Raw genomic sequence first — 15,737 nt, 5'->3', positions numbered from 1 at the left:
GGCGCGGGGGGCAGCGCCCCCCCCGCGGGGGCGGGCCCCGGCGGGGCCTTCACGGCCCGGGCGGCCCGCAGGGGGGGGGCGGGGGCGGGTCGGGCGGCACCCCGGGGTGCCGCCCTCCGCTCCGTCTCCCCGCCCGTGCGCGGCTCAGCCCTCGAAGGCCTTCGCGTGGTCCCCGGCGAGGTGCAGGTACATCTCGGCGTTGAGCCGGATGCCCGCCCGCTCCTCCTCGGTCAGCGGGCGGCGCACCTTCGCGGGGACGCCCGCGACCAGCGAACCCGGCGGGACCTCCATGCCCTGCGGGACGAGCGCCTGGGCGGCGACCAGCGAGCCCGCCCCGATCCGGGCCCCGTTGAGGACCGTGGCGCCCATGCCCACGAGGACGTCGTCCTCGATGACGCAGCCGTGCACGGTGGCGTTGTGGCCGATCGTCACCCGGGCGCCGATCGAGACGGGGAAGCCGGGGTCGACGTGGACCGTGCAGTTGTCCTGGACGTTGGAGTCCTCGCCGATCCCGATCGGGCCGCAGTCCGCCCGCAGCACCGCGTGGTACCAGACGCTCGCGCGCGGGCCGAGGGTGACCTCGCCGAGGACCACCGAGGTCGGGGCGGTGAAGGCGGTCGGGTCGATCCGCGGCTCCTTGCCGCCCACACCCTTGATCAACGCCTCTGTCATCGTTCTTCGCTCCTGATCGTCAGCCGTCGTGTCGCGCCCGGGGCTCCCCCGCCGGCCGCAGCCTATGCCGTGCTCATGACGGACATCACAGCGCACGGCGCCGAACGGGCCGGCGGGGGCCGACTACCGTGGCCGGGTGCCCAGGAACAGAAACACGTTCTCCTCCCTCGCAGCCTGGCGGCGCCGGGCCGTCGCGCACGCCCTCCAGAGCGGCTGGCGCTGGGCGCAGCGGGCCGGAGCCGTCACCGCCGAACACCCCGGGAGGCTGCGCTTCCGCCGGATCGGCGAGGGCACCCGGCTGGCCTTCCCGCAGGGCACGGTCTTCGGCGAACGGTGGATCGAGATCGGCGCCTGCTGCATCATCGCCGAACAGGTCACGCTCACGGCCGGAATGCTGCCCGACCTCGACCTCGGCACGGAGACGGTCCTGACCCTCGGCGACGGGGTCGTCCTCGGCCGGGGCAGCCACGTCATCGCCGACGCGAAGGTGACGATCGGCTCCGACACGTACTGCGGTCCGTACGTCTACATCACCTCGACCAACCACAGCTACGACGACCCGGACGAGCCGATCGGCCGGCAGTGGCCCCGCTCCGCGCCCGTCTCCGTGGGGCCCGGCTGCTGGCTCGGCACGGGAGCGGTGGTCCTCCCCGGCGCGCGCGTCGGCCGGAACGTGGTCGTCGCGGCCGGCGCGGTGGTGCGCGGGGAGGTCCCGGACCACTCGGTCGTGGCCGGCGCCCCGGCGAAGGTGGTCCGCAGGTGGGACCCGGAGAACGGCTGGCAGCCCCCGCTCCGCACCCCCGCTCCCGTACCGATCCCGGAGGACGTCACCCCGGAGCAGCTCGCGGCGCTCGCGGAGTGGGAGATCGAGCAGGCGGGCACGGCGGCGTCCTGACCCGACCCGACCCGACCCGACCCGACCTGACTCGACCGGACGCGACCGCGCCCCGGCGGGGAGGAGCGGGGCGGGGCGGCTTCGGGCGTGGAGCGGGGGACGGAACTTCTCAGGAAGGCCGGGAAGGCCGGGCGGACGCCCTATCCCAGGCGCGGGATCTCGATGGCGGGGCAGCGGTCCATCACCATGTCCAGGCCCGCCCCGCGAACACGGGCGAAGGCGGCCTCGTCGATCACGTCCAGCTGGAACCAGACCGCCTTGGCGCCGATCGCCACCGCCTCGTCGGCGATCCCGCCCGCGAGGTCGCCGTTGACGAAGACGTCGACGACGTCGACCGGGAACGGGACGTCGGCGAGGGACGCGTAGCCCCGCTCGCCGTGGACCGTCTCCGCCTTCGGGTGTACCGGGACGATCCGCTTCCCGAAGCGCTGGAGGACGGCCGCGACCCCGTAGGCCGCCCGGGCCCGGTTGTTCGACAGGCCCACCACCGCCCAGGTGTCGCCCGTGGACGTCAGAATCCGCCGTACCGCCTCCGACGCGGAGTACTCGGCGGGACCGGTGGTCGTGCTGTCGGCGCTCATCGTCTCTGCTGCCTCTCCTCGGCATGATCCGTCTCCCGGGGGAACGAGCCGCGCCGATCGCTGATTCCCGCCGACCCCGACCGGCCGCCCTCCCCGGTCGGCCGCCCTCCCCGGTGGTCCTGCCTCCGGCCGGCCGCCCTCCAGAGGTCATCGCCTCCCATCGGACGCCCCCCGGACCGGCCGCCGGGGAGCACCGGGCCGGCGGAACGTAGGCTGGCCGGATGCAGGAGCAGTACCGCACCCCGGCCCGCGAAGGCGTGCACGAGACCGAGATCAACCGCTCGCGCTTCCTCTGCGCGCTCGCGCCCGTCGCCGACGAGCGGGAGGCGCAGGAGTTCGTCGCGCGCGTCCGGGGGGAACACCCGACCGCCACCCACAACTGCTTCGCCTACGTCCTCGGCGCCGACGCCTCCGTCCAGAAGGCCAGCGACGACGGCGAACCGGGCGGCACGGCGGGCGTCCCCATGCTCCAGATGCTGCTGCGCCGCGACATGCGCTACGTCGCCGCCGTCGTCACCCGCTACTACGGCGGTGTGAAGCTCGGCGCGGGCGGCCTGATCCGCGCGTACGGGGGAGTGGTCGGCGAGGCCATCGACGCGCTCGGCACCGTGACCCGGCAGCGCTTCCGGCTCGCCACCGTCACCGTCGATCACCAGCGGGCGGGCAGACTGGAGAACGACCTGCGGGCGACGGGCCGCGACGTCCGCGACGTGCGGTACGCCGACGCCGTCACGATCGAGATCGGCCTCCCGGACGCGGACGTCCCCGCCTTCCGTGCCTGGCTCGCCGCCGCCACGGCGGGCACGGCCGGGTTCGAACTCGGCGGCGAGGCGTACGGCGACGCGTGAGGCGCGAGGTGTGAGGCGCGAGGTGTGACGCGTGAGGCGTGACGGGCGGTCCCGGGCCGCCGGGCGCCGGGGACGGCCGCGCCCCCGCCCCCGCTCGGGATAGCGTGGTGGACGCACACGACGGGAACCGGCGGCGAGGGGCGGCACACATGCGGGGTGGGACGGCATCGTGAGGCTCCTGCACACCTCGGACTGGCACCTCGGCCGGTCCTTCCACCGCGTCGGACTCCTCGGCGCCCAGGCCGCGTTCCTCGACCACCTCGTGGCCGCCGTCCACGAGCACCGGGTCGACGCCGTCCTCGTCGCCGGGGACGTCTACGACCGGGCCGTGCCCCCGCTGCCCGCCGTCGAACTCTTCGACACCGCCCTGCACCGGCTCGCCGACGCCGGGGTCCCCACCGTCATGATCTCCGGCAACCACGACTCGGCCCGCCGTCTGGGCGTCGGTGCCGGACTCATCGAACGGGCCGGCATCCACCTCCGCACCGACCCCGACGGCGTCGGCACCCCCGTCGTCCTCACCGACGCCCACGGCGACGTCGCCCTCTACGGCCTGCCCTACCTCGAACCCGCCCTGGTCCGCGACCGGCTCGGCGCCGGGAAGGCCGGCCACGAGGCCGTGCTCACCGCCGCCATGGACCGGGTCCGCGCCGATCTCGCCGCCCGGCCCGCCGGCACCCGCTCCGTCGTCGTCGCCCACGCCTTCGTCGCCGGCGGCGCCCCCAGCGACAGCGAACGGGACATCACCGTCGGCGGCGTCGCCGCCGTCCCCGTCGGGGTCTTCGACGGCGTCGACTACGTCGCCCTCGGGCACCTCCACGGCAGCCAGACCCTCACCCCCCGCGTGCGCTACTCCGGCTCCCCCCTCGCGTACTCCTTCTCCGAGGCCGGCCACCGCAAGACCATGTGGCTCGTCGACCTCGGCCCCGCGGCACCCGGCGGCGCGGCCCTCGACGCCGAACGCCTCGACTGCCCCGTCCCGCGCCGCCTCGCCCGGCTCCGGGGCCGTCTGGACGACCTCCTCGCCGACCCCGCGCTCGCCCCCCACGAGGAGTCCTGGGTCGAGGCGACGCTCACCGACCCCGTGCGGCCCGCCGACCCCATGAACCGGCTCGCCGCGCGCTTCCCCCACACCCTCAACCTGGTCTTCGACCCCGAGCGGACCGGCGACGACACCGGCGCCTCCTACGCCCGGCGGCTCCGGGACCGCAGCGACCGGCAGATCGCGGAGGACTTCGTGGCCCACGTACGCGGCGGCGCGGCCCTCGACGGGGCGGAGCGGGCCGTCCTGTACGGCGCCTTCGACGACGTACGGGTCGGCGCGGCCGAACGCGAGGCGGGCCGGTGAGGCTGCACCGCCTGGAGATCACCGCGTTCGGGCCCTTCGGCACCACGCAGACGATCGACTTCGACGCCCTGTCCTCCGCCGGGCTCTTCCTGCTCCACGGACCGACCGGCGCGGGCAAGACCTCCGTCCTCGACGCCGTCTGCTTCGCCCTCTACGGCAGCGTGCCCGGCGTCCGCCAGACCCCCGGCGCCACCCTGCGCAGCGACCACGCCCCCGCCGGCACGCCCACCGAGGTCATCCTCGAACTGACCGTGGGCGAGCGGCGGCTGGAGATCACCCGCCGCCCGGCCCAGCGGCGGCCCAAGAGGCGCGGCACCGGCTTCACCACCGAGAAGGCGCAGACCTGGCTGCGCGCCCACGACCCCGCCACCGGCACCTGGACCGGCCTCAGCCGCTCCCACCAGGAGACGGGCGAGGAGATCACCCAGCTCCTCGGCATGAGCCGCGAGCAGTTCTGCCAGGTCGTCCTCCTCCCGCAGGGCGACTTCGCCCGCTTCCTGCGCGCCGACGCCGAGGCCCGGGGCAAGCTCCTCGGCCGCCTCTTCGACACCCGGCGCTTCGCCGCCGTCGAGGAACGCCTGGCCGACCTGCGGCGCGTGACCGAACAGCGGGTCCGGGAGGGGGACGAGCGGCTCCTCGCCCTCGCCCACCGCATGGCCCAGGCCGCCGGCGGCCCCGGCGCGGTCCACCCCCCGGTCGAGGGACGGCCCGGCGACCCCGGGCTCTCCGCGTCCGTCCTCACCTGGGCCGCCGTCGCCCGCGCCGAGGCGTACGAGGCCCTGGACATCGCGGAGGTGCGGCTCGCCGCCCGCGAGCGCGCCCGGGACGCGGCGCGCGCCGCCCTCGACGCGGAGAACGACCTCGCCGCCCGCCAGGCCCGCCACGCCGACGCCCTCCTGCGCCGCGAACGGCTCGCCGCGCGGGCCCCCGAACGCGACCGCCTCGAAGCCGCACTCGACCGGGCCCTCAGGGCCGACCGGGTCGCCCCCGCCCTGGCGCTGCGCCGGGACGCCGAGCACGAGCACGCCGCCGCGCGGGCCGCCCTCGAACGGGCCCGCGCCCTGCTGCCCGCCGACCTGGCGGACGCCGGGACCGAACAGCTCTCCGCCCTACAGAACAGGCTCCGCGGAGAGCTCGGCGGACTCGAGTCGGCCCGCCGCGCCGAGCGCCGCGCCGCCGCCGTCGCGGAGGAACGGGCCGCGCTGGAACGGGAGGAGCGCGCCGACGAGGACGTCCTGCGGGACGCGGCCGACCGGCTGGCCGGCTGGGAGGGGCGCCGCGCCGGACTCGCCGGACGCGTCGAGGCCGCGCGGGACGCCGCGGCCCGCGCCGAACACCTCGCCGCCCGCCTGGAACCCGCACGCCGCCGCCTCGCCGCGGCCCGCCGCCGCGACGCCCTCGCGCGGGACGCCGAGGCGGCCGAACTCCGCCTCGCGGAGGCCCGCGAGCGGCGGAACGACGCCCACGAGGCCTGGCTCGGCGTCAAGTCCCGCCGCCTGGAGGGCATCGCCGCCGAACTCGCGGCCGCCCTCGTCCCGGGCGACCCCTGCCAGGTCTGCGGCTCCACCGCCCACCCGGCCCCCGCGCGCACCACCGCCGGCCACGTCGACCGCGCCACGGAGGAAGCCGCCTACGCGGCCTACACCGCCGCCGAGGAGGCCCGCGCCTCCGCCGAACGCGAACGGGCCGCCACCCGCGAGGCCTGGGCCGCGGCCCGCGCCGAGGCCCGCGCCGTGCCGGACGGGAACGCGCCCGGCCCCGCCGGTCCGTCCGGCGACCCCGCCGGCCCGGGGACCGGCCCCACCGTCGCGGACCTCTCCCGCGAGGTGGAGGAGGCGGAACGGCGGTACGCCGAGGCGCACGCGCTCGCCGGACGGGAACACGAGGAGCGGGAGGCGCTCGCGCGGGCCGAGCGGGAGCACGAGGAACGGCTGGGCGCGCAGCGGGAGGCCGAGCGGCGGGTCGCCGCGCGGACCGCGCGGCGCGAGGCCCTGGACCGGGAACGGGCCGAACTCGACGAGGAGGTCGCCCGGGGGCGCGGCACGTTCGCCACCGTGACCGAGCACGCCGCCCGCCTGGAGCGCCGGATCGCCCTCCTGGCCGACGCCGCCGACACCGTGGGGGCCGCCGAACTCGCCGCCCGGAGGCTGAAGGAGGCCGACGACCGGCTCGCCGACGCCGCCTACCGGGCCGGCTTCACCACCCCCGACGACGCCGCGGCCGCCTTCCTGCGCGAGGAGGAGCGCCGGGGCCTCCGGCAGCGTCTGGACGCCTGGCGGGCGGAGGAGGCCGTCGTCGCGGACCGGCTCGCCGAACCGGGCACCGCCGCCGCCGCGGCGCTCCCGCCCGCCGACCCCGGGGCCGCCGGAGCCGTCCACGCGGCGGCGGAACGCGCGCTCCGCGAGGCCGACTCGGCCCTGGCCGCCGCCCGCGAGCGGGTCGCCGGCCTGGCCGGGCTGTCCCGGCGGGCCGCCGCCGAGGTCCGGGACCTGGGACCGCTCCGCGAGGAGTACGACCGGGTGGCCCGCCTCGCCGGCCTCACCGCCGGCACGTCCGCGGAGAACGAGCGCCGGATGCGCCTGGAGTCGTACGTCCTGGCCGCCCGGCTCGAACAGGTCGCCGCCGCCGCCACCGCCCGCCTCCTGCGCATGTCCTCGGGCCGCTACACCCTCGTCCACTCCGACGCGCGTTCCGGCACCAGGCGGTCCGGTCTCGGGCTGCACGTGGTGGACGCCTGGACCGGCAGCGAGCGCGACACGGCCACGCTCTCCGGCGGCGAGAGCTTCTTCGTCTCGCTCGCCCTCGCCCTCGGGCTCGCGGACGTCGTCACGGACGAGGCGGGCGGGGTCCGGCTCGACACCCTCTTCATCGACGAGGGCTTCGGAAGCCTCGACGAGCAGACCCTCGACGAGGTCCTCGACGTCCTGGACTCCCTCCGGGAGCGGGACCGCAGCGTCGGCATCGTCAGCCACGTCGGTGACCTGCGGCGGCGCATCCCCGCCCAACTGGAGGTCGTCAAGGCGCGGCACGGGTCGGCGGTGCGGCTGCGGACCGGCGGGGACGCGCTCAGCGGCTGAGGGGGCGCCGGGGCAGCGGCGAGGAGTAGACGACGCTGGTGGTCACCGGGCCGAGCCCGGAGATCCTCCCGGTGATCGCCTCCAGGTCCCGCATGGAGCGCGCGGCGACCTTCAGGACGAAGCAGTCGTCGCCGGTGACGTGATGGGCCTCCAGGACCTCCGGCGTGGTGTCGAGGAGGTCGTGGAACGGCTTGTAGTTGCCGTGCGGGTAGCGCAGCCGCACGAAGGCGAGGACGGGGAGCCCGAGCCGCTCCCGGTCGACGAGCGCCGTGTACCCGGTGATCACCCCGGCCTCCTCCAGGCGCCGCACCCGGTCGGTCACCGCGGACGGCGACATCGACACGGCGCGGGCGAGTTCGGCGAAGCTGGCGCGGCCCTCGGCCTGCAGGGCTTCGAGGATGCGCCAGTCGGTGGCGTCCGGGGAGTACGCGGTGCTCATGGAGGAGGGATAGCAGGGGGGCACCCGGCCGATCAAGCGGACGGCCGGGGACCCGGTCCCGTCCTCAGAGCCGTGAGATCTCGTCCACCAGGTCGTCCAGGCCCAGCGGCCCCTGGGAGAGGGCCGCCATGTGCCAGGCCTTCGCGTCGAACGCCTCGCCGTGCGCCGCCCGCGCGTTGGCGCGGCCGAGGAGCCAGGCGCGCTCGCCCAGCTTGTAGCCGATGGCCTGGCCGGGCACCGAGAGGTAGCGGGTCATCTCGCTCTCCACGAAGGCCGGCGGGCGGCTGCTGTGGAGCTGGAAGAACTCCTGGGCCAGCTCCGGGGTCCACCGTTCGCCCGGACGGAACGGCGAGTCCGCCGGGATCTCCAGGCCCAGGTGCATGCCGATGTCCACGATGACCCGGCACGCGCGCATCATCTGGCCGTCGAGGTATCCCAGGCGCCGTTCCGCGTCGGGAAGGAAGCCGAGTTCGTCCATCAGGCGCTCCGCGTACAGCGCCCAGCCCTCCATGTTGGCGCTGACCTTGCCGATGGTCGCCTGGTAGCGGGAGAGCCGGTCGGCGACGTGCACCCACTGCGCGGACTGGAGGTGGTGTCCGGGCACGCCCTCGTGGTACCAGGTCGACACCAGGTCGTACACCGGGAAGCGGGTCGTGCCGTCCACCGGCAGCCAGGTGCGGCCGGGCCGGGAGAAGTCCTCGGAGGGGCCGGTGTAGTACGGCGCGGCGGCGCCGCCGGGCGGGGCGATGCGGGACTCCACCCGGCGCACCCGTTCGGCGAGTTCGAAGTGGGTGCCGTCGAGCGCCTCGACGGCCTCGTCCATGAGCCGCTGGAGCCAGGCCCGGACCTCGTCGACGCCCTCGATGTGGGCGCCGTGCTCGTCCAGGTGGGCGAGCGCCTCCCACGGGTCCGCGCCGGGCAGGATGCGGCCGGCCTCGGTCCGCATCTCGCCGAGGATGCGGTGGTACTCGGACCATCCGTACGCGTAGGCCTGGTCGAGGTCCAGGTCGGTGCCGTTGAAGAAGCGGGACCAGCGCCGGTAGCGCTCGCGGCCGACCGTGTCCGGCGCGCCGGCGACGGCCGGGGCGTACACGTCCCGCATCCAGTCCCGCAGCGCCGCGACGGCCGCGGTGGCGGCCCCGGCCGCCGCCGCCAGTTCGGCGCGGAGGCCGCCGGGGAGCGTGGCGGGCCCGGCGGCGAACTCCTCGAACCAGCCGGGCCCCCCGCCCTCGCCGCCCGCCCATTCGGTGAGCTGGCCGACGAAGGTGGCGGTGGCGCGCGGTCCCGCGTACAGCCGGCGCTCCAGGCCGAGCGCGAGCGAGGAGCGGTAGCCGTCGAGGGCGGCCGGGACCGCCCGCAGCCGGGCGGCGACCGCCGTCCAGTCCTCCTCGGTCTCCGTCGGCATCACCGTGAAGGCGATGCGGACGCTGTGCGCGGGCGAACGCATGTTGCTGACGGTGCGCAGGTGCTCCTCGCCCTCGTGCACGGCCAGTTCCGCCGTCAGGCGTTCCCGCAGCAGCCGCGCGCACCGCCGCTCGGCGTCACCGTCCGCGCCCGGCGCGCGTTCGGCCCGGTCGAGCCGGGCGAGCGTACGGCGGGCGAGATCGGCCACGGCCTCCCGGCCCGCGGGCGAGAAGTCGGGCAGCAGTCCGGCGCTCTCCCTGACTCCCAGGTACGTACCGGTGATCGGGTCGAGGGCGATGAGTGCGTCGACGTGGTCGTCGGCGACCTGGCGGGGCAGCGGGCTGCTGGAGATCTCTGGCATGGAGGGCATCCTGACGCCTCCGGCGGGCCCGCGTCATCCTCGTCCGGGCTCGGTCGGCCGACAAGGAGGGGCCCCGGAGGGCGGGAGGAGCGGCCCGCACTCCCACTGCTGGAAGATCAGCCGGGTCTCGACCCGGGCCACCTCGCGGCGGGAGGTGAACTCGTCCAGGACGAGTCGTTGCAGGTCGGTGGGGTCCGCCACGGCCACGTGCACCAGGTAGTCGTCGGGCCCGGTGAGGTGGAAGAGCGCCCGGGTCTCCGGGAGCGCCCGGATCCGCTCGACGAACGGACCGATCAGCTCCCGTCGGTGCGGACGGACCTGGACGAGCAGGAGCGCTTCGAGCCCGCGACCGAGTTTGGCCGGATCCAGTCGTAGTTGGTGTCCGAGGATCACGCCCGTGCGCCGCAGGCGGGCCACGCGGTCCAGGCAGGTCGAGGGAGCGACGCCGACCTCGGCGGCGAGGTCGCGGTAGGTGGTCCGGGCGTCGTTCTGCAGGAGGCGAAGAATGTGCAGATCGACCGTGTCCAGTACGACGGAATCGGCCATCGGGCGAACGTAGCACGGCCATTTCGCGCTACTTACCGGTATCCGTTCACAGTGCCGCCATGGACGCCATGGATCTCGGCTCCTCGGTCACCCCGAGGGCCCTTGCCACCGAAGCCGTGCACGCGGGCCGCGAAGACCTCGCCTCGCTCGGGCTGCACGCCCCGCCGCTCGACCTGTCCACCACCTACCCCTCGTACGACGCCCGGGCCGAGGCCGCCCGGATCGACGAGTTCGCCACCACCGGCGCCCGGCTCGACGGACCGCCCGTCTACGCCCGCCTCGACAACCCGACCGTCGCCCGCTTCGAGGAGGCGCTCGCCCGCCTGGAGGGCACCGAGTCGGCCGTCGCCTTCGCCAGCGGCATGGCGGCCCTGACCGCCGTCCTCCTGGCGCGGGCGAGCCAGGGGCTGCGGCACGTCGTCGCGGTCCGCCCCCTGTACGGGTGCAGCGACCACCTCCTCGACGCCGGCCTGCTCGGCACCGAGGTGACCTGGACCGACCCGGCGGGCATCGCGGACGCGATCCGGCCCGACACCGGCCTGGTCATGGTCGAGACGCCCGCCAACCCCACGCTCGCCGAGGCCGACGTCCGGGCCCTCGCCCACTCCTGCGGCACGGTGCCGCTCCTGGTCGACAACACCTTCGCCACGCCCGTCCTCCAGCGGCCGGTCGAACAGGGCGCCCGGATCGTGCTGCACAGCGCGACCAAGTACCTGGGCGGCCACGGCGACGTCATGGGCGGGATCGTGGCCTGCGACGAGGAGTTCGCCCGCACCCTCCGCCAGGTCCGCTTCGCCACCGGCGGGGTGCTCCACCCGCTGGCCGGTTATCTGCTCCTGCGCGGCCTGTCCACCCTGCCGGTACGGGTGCGGGCGGCGTCCGCGACGGCCGCGGAACTGGTGCGGAGGCTCACCGCCGACCCCCGGATCGCCCGGGTCCACTATCCGCGGATCGGCGGCGCGATGATCGCCTTCGAGGTGCACGGGGAGCCGCACGACGTGATCGCCGGGGTGCGGCTGATCACCCCGGCGGTCAGCCTCGGCAGCGTCGACACCCTCATCCAGCACCCGGCCTCCATCAGCCACCGGATCGTGGCCGAGGGGGACCGGCGCTCGGCGGGCGTCAGCGACCGGCTGCTGCGCATGTCGGTCGGCCTGGAGGACGTCGAGGACCTCTGGCGGGACCTGTCGCGGGCGCTCAGCGCTCCGCCGGCCGGATCTCCCCGTGCTGCCGGGTCCGCGCTTCCGGACGCCGTGCCGGGGACAGCCGGGCGGTGATCACCAGCGTGCCCTCCTCGATCTGGTAGTCCAGCGGCAGGTTCAGCGCCCGCATCGCGGCCACCATCCCCGTGTTGGACGACTGGGTCACGGCGTACACGCTGTCGCAGCCGGCCTCCTCGGCCATCGCCACGAGCCGGCCGAGGAGTTCGGAACCGATGCCGCGCCGCTGCCAGTCGTCCTCGACGAGCAGCGCCACCTCCGTCTCGTCCCCGTCCCACAGCAGGTGGCCCAGGGCGACGAGACGGCCGGAGGCGGTCCGCGCGGCGAGGGTGCGCCCGAAGCGGGGGCTGAGCAGGTGGTCGAGGTAGCGGTCGGCGTCGCGGACCGGGCCGTGGTAGCGCAGGCCCAGGGTGCGGGCCGAGCAGCGGTCGTGCATGGCCCGCGCGGCGGCCAGGTCGCGCCGGTCGGCGCGGCGGACGGTGATCTCGTTGCCCTCGGGCAGGGTCAGGACGTCCCGGCCGCGCGGGACGCGCGGACCGAGCCGGGCGTCGAGCTCGACCAGGGCGCGGGCCCGGGCGAACTCGGTCGGGGTGAAGGGCAGGTGGGGACGCTCGACCACGAGCGTGCCGCCGTGCGGGTCGCGCAGCCGCATCACGGTCTCCTCCAGGACCCCTTCGACCGGGGCCCGTTCGCCGGTGGGACGGCCGGCGAGGGAGACGGCCGGCACGGAGTGGAGGGTGCAGCGGCCGAGGAGCCGGCGCAGCGCGAGCGGCAGTTCGGCCGCGTCGAGCGCGGTGCGGGTGGCGAGTTCGAGGACCCGGGTGGGCGTGTCCACCAGGTCGTGGGCGTCGGCCCGTTCGGTCCAGGTGTCCCGCCCCCCGGCGGCCGCGACCTCGTGCGCCAGGGTCCGTGCGGAGAGGTCCGCGGGGGCGCGCAGCAGGAACTCGTCGACCGTGCCGTCGGCCAGCGGGTGCGTCTGGAGGGTGAGGATGTCCACGCCCAGGCGGGCGAGGGCCGTGCACAGGGCGGCGAGGCTGCCCGGGGTGTCCGCGACGGTGGTGCGCATCCGCCACAGCGTGGTCCCGCCCGGTGCCCCCGTCCCCTCCGGTGCCCCGGCCCCCTCCGGGACGCCGGCCTCCGGAGCCGTCCGGGTCGCGGGGGAGGGGCCGGACGGGCCGGTGGCGGGCCCGCCGGTGTCGACGGCGGGTGGGGCGTGACCGCGCCTCCGCGCCCACCAGGTGTGGAAGGCCGCGGTGGCGACCAGCGCGATCGCCGAGAACACCAGCAGGTAGGGGCCGTCGGGCCCCTTGACCACGGTCTTGGCGATCGTGTCGGCCGCCACCACGGCGGTGAACAGGCCGGCCAGCTCGATCAGGTCGTGCCGCCAGTGGTGCGGGCGGCGGATGTTCTTCGAGGACGTCACATCGGTCATGACCTCACTGTGACCCGGCGGTGTTGCGTGATCGCGAACGCCCCGTGACCGATGGGTTAAGCGCCCCTCTGGCGCCTTAAGGGCCGGTTCGGCCCGTTTCCGGCGGCAGTTGACCGGCTTCCCGCCGGAGCGCGTTCAGCAACCTCCTGGCCTGGACCGCCGGGTGGGAGGAACCCCGCTCCGACGCCACCCCGGCGAGCCCGGCGACCTCGCCCCGCGCCCCGCACCGCTCCACGCAGTCGGCCGCGACCGCCAGTACCTCCCCGAGCCCCCGCACCGGCTCCGGCGCGCCGAACAGCTCCGGCAGCATCGCCTCCAGAACCGCCCAGACCGTTCCGTACGCCCCCGTCACGGCCGCCGTCCGGACCGCGTCCGCCACCCGGTTCGGCCTGACCGACCCCTCGGCCACCAGCCGCCCCAGCTCCGTGCCCAGCGCCCGCGCGTTCAGCTCGCCCCCCGACGCCAGGACGAGCAGGGCGTCCACCGCGCGCAGCCGGTCGTCGGGGTCCGGGCAGCCGAGGCCGAACGCCAGGGCCAGACGGACGGCGTGACCGGCCGGCCCCCCGGCCTCGGCCAGCGCGGTCAGGGGCTCGGTCCCCCCGCGCCGGCCGTCGCCGGCGCGGCTCGCCAGGACCGGCAGGACGCAGGCCGCCAGGACCTCGCGATCGGCCGGAAGCACCGGACCCCACTGCGCCTCTCCCCCGATCCGGTGGGAGCAGTGCCGGGGAGCCGCCCGGAGCGCGCCGCCCAGCCAGTGGAAGGCGGCCGGGAAGGACTCCCGGATCACGGCGCGCTCACCGAACTCGACCACGATCCGGCCGGCCGGTCCCCCCTCCTCCGGGGACGGCCGCCCGCCCCGGCGGAAGAGGCGCACGGTCACCCCCGGCGCGTCCTCGTCCCGCAGCCAGGCGGCGAGCCGCAGACCGGCCGCGGTGCCGAGCGCCGCCGCCTCCCCGGCCGCCCGCCCCGCCGACGGCGCGGCCCGCAGGACCCGGAGCAGGGCCTGGGCGAAATCGGCCGGGGCGGGCTCCGCCCCGGCGTCCCGGTAGGCCCGCAGCCGCTCCACGAGGACCGGCGGCTCGATTCCGCCGGTGTGCCGGGTCGGCGTGGCGAGCAGGAACGGCAGCGCGTCCGTGCCCACCAGGGCGGCGGCCTCCCACAGCCGTGCGTCGAGCACCCCCGACAGGGCCTCGTGGACACAGGAGTCCCGGTGGGGCGCCGCCGCCCGGCGCTCCTCGGCCACCGCCCGGTCCACGGAACCGAGCAGCGACGCCAGGACCACCCCGATGCCGTGGGCGGGGTGCGTGACGAGGCGGGGCGCGCCCCGGGACGCCTCCGGGAACGCCTCCCGGAGCGCTTCCGTCACCGCGGCCCGGTCCCGGTGCGCGTGCCGCACCAGACCGTCGAGCGCCCGCTCGAAGGCCACGGGGTCCTCCATGAGCCCCCCGGCGGCCAGCTCTCCCGTCAGGGCCCCGACCGTGGCCGCCGGGGGAGCCACCGGCTCCGGCTCCGGAACGGGCGGCAGGATCTCCTCGTACGGCCCCCGGCCCGCCTCCGCCGGCACGTACCCGAACAGCTCCGCGGCGGCCCGCCGCTGCGCCGGGCCCAGCAGCCCGGCCGCCCCGGCCAGTTCGTCCCGCACCTCCGCGTCCACGCCGGGCAGGTGGCGGCCGACCAGCTTGAGCGCCCGCTCCTGGACGTCGGTGTCCTCGTGCCCGAAGGCCTCCGCCACCGCCGGCAGCAGCTCCCCCGCCGCCTCCGGCTCCCGCGCCAGCACCTTGCCGACCAGCGCCAACTGCGCCCGCACCAGCTTCTTCTCGGTACGGAAGAGCACCGCGGCCGTCATCCCGGCCAGCGCCCCGGCCGGCAGCGTCCCCGCCGCGGCGAGCCCCGCCAGGACCTCCTGCGCGTATCCGGCGGCCGGCGACGGCGCGTCGGCGGCCACCCCGATCCAGTCGGGCACGCGCTCCCGCAGCTCCCCGTCGTCCGGCGCGAGGAGCCGCAGCACCTCCAGCGGGAACCGCAGGTCCCGGGGCCGCCCGCCGCGCAGCAGCCGGGACACGCACAGGTCCAGGACCCCGGCCCGGTCGAGCACCCCTTCCGCCACGAGCGCCGCGAGCGCGGCGGGCCAGCGCGCCGGCGCCTCCGGACCGGCCGGCCGGGTCATCGGGTCGGGGGTCTCGCCCATCGAGAGCGCGTGCGCCACCAGGACCGGGGTCTGCGGGTCCTCGCGCAGCCGCTCCAGGAGCCGCCCGCCGGTGATCCGCCGCGACCAGCCCAGGACGTAGCCGTCGGTCGCCGGCACCGGGCGGCCGGAGCGCACCACGAGCCCGTGGACCAGCGTGTAGCCGTCCTCCGCGACGCTCCGCCGCCGGGCGAGCCGTTCCGCGACCTCCGCCGTCCACGCCGGGTCCCGGCCGGCGAGCACCGAGAGGACCAGGGCGTCGTCCCCGGAGCCCGGGTCCAGCAGGTCGCGCCCGCCGAGCCAGGCGGCGGCCGCCGCGGCGTCCGTGTGGCACCCCGCCCCCGCCACGTACAACCCGCGCCGGACGGCGGCCGTCTCGTGCCGCCGCTTCCGGTCCCAGGAGCGCACCTCGGCGCGCAGCGCCCTCAGCTTCCCGAGGGCCGCCCCGCGCGCGGCGGCGTCCAGCGGCTCCAGGAGCTCCGGCACCCGGTGGACCCGCCCGGCGCGCACCGCGTCGAGCAGCTCCCCGACCGCCGTCCCGGCCCGCGCACCGCCCTTCACCGACACTTCCGCACCGCTCTCCGCAGCGTTTTCCGTCCTGGCTCCCATGGTGTCCCTCCCCGTCCGCTCCCCGCCTCCGGTCACGGGCCCGGTCACGGCACCGGCCCGTACGCCCGCGGCCCCGCGGGGTGCCGGGGCACCCGCTCCGGGGCGGCCGGCCGGCCGGAG

At 76.7% G+C, this 15,737-nt stretch carries 12 protein-coding genes; 5 read left to right on the top strand and 7 right to left on the bottom strand.

The genetic code is table 11. The features are described 5' to 3' along the window. Window positions 1-144: 144 nt before the first annotated feature. Window positions 145-672: a gamma carbonic anhydrase family protein gene (locus tag ACZ3IL_RS23005; RefSeq protein ID WP_467392843.1), complete on the bottom strand. Its 528-nt coding sequence runs from the start codon at window positions 670-672 to the stop codon at window positions 145-147. Between the two features lie 136 nt (window positions 673-808). Here ACZ3IL_RS23005 and ACZ3IL_RS23000 point away from each other — a divergent pair, with 136 nt between their 5' ends. Further along, on the top strand, window positions 809-1,567 hold the full coding sequence (locus tag ACZ3IL_RS23000; protein WP_467392841.1) for an acyltransferase: 759 nt from the start codon (window positions 809-811) through the stop codon (window positions 1,565-1,567). Window positions 1,568-1,707: 140 nt separating this feature from the next. On the opposite strand, the gene ACZ3IL_RS22995 is transcribed toward ACZ3IL_RS23000, so the two are convergent. Further along, window positions 1,708-2,148 carry a CoA-binding protein gene (locus tag ACZ3IL_RS22995; RefSeq protein WP_467392839.1) on the bottom strand — a complete coding sequence of 147 codons (441 nt, stop codon included), beginning with the start codon at window positions 2,146-2,148 and terminating at the stop codon, window positions 1,708-1,710. A gap of 221 nt (window positions 2,149-2,369) precedes the next feature. On the opposite strand from ACZ3IL_RS22995, the gene ACZ3IL_RS22990 reads away from it, so the two are divergent. From ACZ3IL_RS22990 to ACZ3IL_RS22980, 3 genes are all read left to right on the top strand, one after another. Beyond that, the gene (locus ACZ3IL_RS22990) at window positions 2,370-2,996 is read left to right on the top strand and encodes a YigZ family protein (protein ID WP_467392837.1); all 627 of its coding nucleotides are present in this window, start codon (window positions 2,370-2,372) and stop codon (window positions 2,994-2,996) included. Between the two features lie 169 nt (window positions 2,997-3,165). Then, window positions 3,166-4,344 carry an exonuclease SbcCD subunit D gene (locus tag ACZ3IL_RS22985; protein WP_467392835.1) on the top strand — a complete coding sequence of 393 codons (1,179 nt, stop codon included), beginning with the start codon at window positions 3,166-3,168 and terminating at the stop codon, window positions 4,342-4,344. Beyond that, on the top strand, window positions 4,341-7,421 hold the full coding sequence (locus ACZ3IL_RS22980; RefSeq protein WP_467392833.1) for an AAA family ATPase: 3,081 nt from the start codon (window positions 4,341-4,343) through the stop codon (window positions 7,419-7,421). The genes ACZ3IL_RS22985 and ACZ3IL_RS22980 overlap by 4 nt, the downstream gene beginning before the upstream one ends. Here the strand turns inward: ACZ3IL_RS22980 and ACZ3IL_RS22975 are convergent. The 3 genes from ACZ3IL_RS22975 to ACZ3IL_RS22965 form a co-directional block, all read right to left on the bottom strand. After that, a complete protein-coding gene (locus ACZ3IL_RS22975; RefSeq protein ID WP_467392831.1) occupies window positions 7,411-7,860 on the bottom strand; it encodes an Lrp/AsnC family transcriptional regulator in 450 nt (149 codons plus the stop codon). The two genes, ACZ3IL_RS22980 and ACZ3IL_RS22975, sit on opposite strands and share 11 nt — an antisense overlap. Before the next feature lie 64 nt (window positions 7,861-7,924). Further along, window positions 7,925-9,625, bottom strand: coding sequence for a DUF885 domain-containing protein (locus tag ACZ3IL_RS22970; RefSeq protein ID WP_467392829.1), 1,701 nt, complete (start codon window positions 9,623-9,625; stop codon window positions 7,925-7,927). Window positions 9,626-9,658: 33 nt separating this feature from the next. Continuing rightward, entirely contained in the window at window positions 9,659-10,171 is a 513-nt protein-coding gene (locus ACZ3IL_RS22965; RefSeq protein WP_467392827.1) for an Lrp/AsnC family transcriptional regulator, read from the bottom strand. A 59-nt stretch (window positions 10,172-10,230) separates the two neighbouring features. Between ACZ3IL_RS22965 and ACZ3IL_RS22960 the strand changes: the two genes are divergently transcribed. Further along, window positions 10,231-11,448: a trans-sulfuration enzyme family protein gene (locus ACZ3IL_RS22960; RefSeq protein ID WP_467392825.1), complete on the top strand. Its 1,218-nt coding sequence runs from the start codon at window positions 10,231-10,233 to the stop codon at window positions 11,446-11,448. On the opposite strand, the gene ACZ3IL_RS22955 is transcribed toward ACZ3IL_RS22960, so the two are convergent. Together ACZ3IL_RS22955 and ACZ3IL_RS22950 are read right to left on the bottom strand one after the other, a co-directional pair. Next, the gene (locus ACZ3IL_RS22955; protein WP_467392823.1) at window positions 11,369-12,823 is read right to left on the bottom strand and encodes a GNAT family N-acetyltransferase; all 1,455 of its coding nucleotides are present in this window, start codon (window positions 12,821-12,823) and stop codon (window positions 11,369-11,371) included. The two genes, ACZ3IL_RS22960 and ACZ3IL_RS22955, sit on opposite strands and share 80 nt — an antisense overlap. 76 nt (window positions 12,824-12,899) lie before the next feature. Then, complete coding sequence (locus tag ACZ3IL_RS22950; protein WP_467392821.1) at window positions 12,900-15,569, bottom strand: DUF7824 domain-containing protein; 2,670 nt, start codon at window positions 15,567-15,569, stop codon at window positions 12,900-12,902. Between the last annotated feature and the right edge of the window lie 168 nt (window positions 15,570-15,737).

The sequence above is a fragment of the Streptomyces sp. NPDC014907 genome (assembly GCF_055562975.1).
This window is presented reverse-complemented; position numbering and strand designations above follow the sequence as displayed.